Source organism: Brevinematales bacterium, assembly GCA_026415355.1.
Classification (GTDB): domain Bacteria; phylum Spirochaetota; class Brevinematia; order DTOW01; family DTOW01; genus SKYB106.
In genome coordinates this window covers 254-2,544 of sequence record JAOAHF010000035.1, presented here as the reverse complement: position 1 = coordinate 2,544, position 2,291 = coordinate 254, and the positions used below count along the sequence as shown (strand labels likewise).

At 30.6% G+C, this 2,291-nt stretch carries 3 protein-coding genes; 1 reads left to right on the top strand and 2 read right to left on the bottom strand.

What is annotated here, in order from left to right:
- Positions 1–276, bottom strand: a 276-nt coding sequence (locus N2712_07885) for a hypothetical protein (GenBank protein MCX8029896.1), incomplete at its 3' end; no start/stop codon positions are given.
- Positions 277–436: 160 nt separating this feature from the next.
- Positions 437–1,309: a site-specific DNA-methyltransferase gene (locus N2712_07880; protein ID MCX8029895.1), complete on the bottom strand. Its 873-nt coding sequence runs from the start codon at positions 1,307–1,309 to the stop codon at positions 437–439.
- A 660-nt stretch (positions 1,310–1,969) separates the two neighbouring features.
- Here N2712_07880 and N2712_07875 point away from each other — a divergent pair.
- Positions 1,970–2,291, top strand: a 322-nt coding sequence (locus tag N2712_07875; protein ID MCX8029894.1) for a hypothetical protein, incomplete at its 3' end; no start/stop codon positions are given.

Below are 2,291 nucleotides of genomic sequence, written 5' to 3'. Positions count from 1 at the left end.
ATTAAAATCATCTCCCACAATGCCTAATTCCTTCCATTCTTTTACTTGTTCTATCATTCCTTTATGTCTCAATATTTTTTCTATCAAATTTATTCCACTATCCTTATTTGCTATTCTGTCCAAAGTTATCACATAGTTGCTTTCCTTAACAAGCCTAGGTTTATTCCAAATCTTAACAAGATTGTTTTCAAAGCATGAAAAAAAACTTATTATTCTAAACACAATATTTTTGATTATTTGTAATTGATTTATCTTATCAACAACATTTCTTTTCATATTATTCCTTCCATACTGATATTACTCAACAAGTTTTTATATTGTTCAAGAACGACATACTGAAAAAATCCTCCTGCCTTATTCTCATTGCATTTTCCCTTAACATCCTTCTCCTTTGATATTCTTGTTTTATCATAGTATAAAACTTTCTTTATTTTTTTTACTGAATAAGAATGGCCTTTTCAATTTTAATATTTTTGACATTGAAATTCTTGACTCTTTCTAAGAGGCCGTGATATATTTTTTCATTGGCATACACGCTTGACATCCAGCCTAAAAATCCAGGGCCGTATGAAAGGTTATGATTGAAATAATAAAAAGCGGATAATGTTATGGGGGGTAGTTTTATTTCACCTTTCCAATGTCCCCTTAATTCCTGTTTAACCCTGTTATAAACCTCTTTTGTGAATTTTGACACTATGAATTCTTGATACAGCTTCTCTGGATTTTCAATTTGAACTTTCCAATAATTCACAAGAACATCAAATATTTCAAAACCTATTGCCTTAATCCCTAATTCTTTTGCCCCTGCTATTTCAATTGAACCTCCCCAAAAAAACGGCAAGACCAATCTAGTCATACCTTCTGGTAATCTCTCTATCACATACCCCACAGCCCATTTTAATTCAGACAAAATAGTTCCCATAGGGGTAATATCTATACCAACGCTTTTAATTCCCATAAGAGAAGCCTCATGTGTAGTAGTACCAGAACCATTAAAAGAATCAAGAAGAAGCGAGTTATGATCCAATTTAAAAACATTAATTAAGGTTCTCACTAATCTTGCTAATCTTGGATAAAACTTTCCTTCATATGGGCAAAGATTATGAAGAGCGTAAGCATTAGTATCATTAAACTTATTTACTAAATCAGCATAAAGAGTTACTTCTCCTTTAACCTTTTCAAGATGTGCAACTCTTAATCTTACAAATTCTTCATTACCCTTGAACTTAACTACCTTATTTATAAAATCAATTGTATATTCATCGGTTAGCCCTTGTAATTCTAAAACCAAGAATTCTAAATCAGCCAATGTTAGCATCCAAAACCCAAATATTGTTGTTGGTTGAGGGGAAGATGTATTCTTAATCATATCAAAATTATTAAATATATATACCCAACATTCAATTTAAAAGATCTCAATTTGTTTAAACATATCTACAAAATATTTTCAAAAACTTCAAGTTTTATCAACTCAAAATCAATAAATTCCAAAATTTGAGAGTTATTTGGATATAGTTAATGCTTTTAGTGTCTATTCTTATTGAGAAGTTTATTAACATAAGAACCTATATACCCCACACCACCAACAACTAACACAACCATGCACTAAAATATAACTAATCAAAAAATCAGATCACAAGTATCACAAGATAATCAGCATCCAGCGTTAAGCGAAATCTTGGAACTAACAAACACTATCTAGGACCAAACTAAACTCTGAATTTGTTGAAAATAAATTTTTAATCTCACTTATGAGGGTAGAAATACAACAAGTAAAATCATATATTATTGATCACAAATGATAAAATAATTTTCATCTTTCATCAATAGATTATTTATAATTTTTTAGCGTATATGATGGTAACCTTATGAGTAATTTCATAACGAACAGCGAAGAAAGGGCTTTAAAACAACGCACAAAAACACTTACTAAAAGAAGAACACTTGAAGATACTAGAAGGAGGCATAAGTGAGTGACATCTATCACAAAATAGAATCGCTTATTCAAAGCTTTTCTATCAGCACTCTATCTAATATACTAGCCGATAAAAACTTCACAACTTATACAACATCTAACAGACTATATCAATTGGAGGACAAAGATTTTGTAGAGATACACGAGGTCGGATATATCAACATGGAACATTCAAAAAATTTGAAAGCATTTGCAATAAAAACACTCGGAGAGATAACCGAACGTAGTAGCAAGAAAAAACAGTATGATAAAGCAAAAGAAATACTCAAGACTCTGAATACCGAGTATGGTATTTTCGCATTCTACGATGAAATAG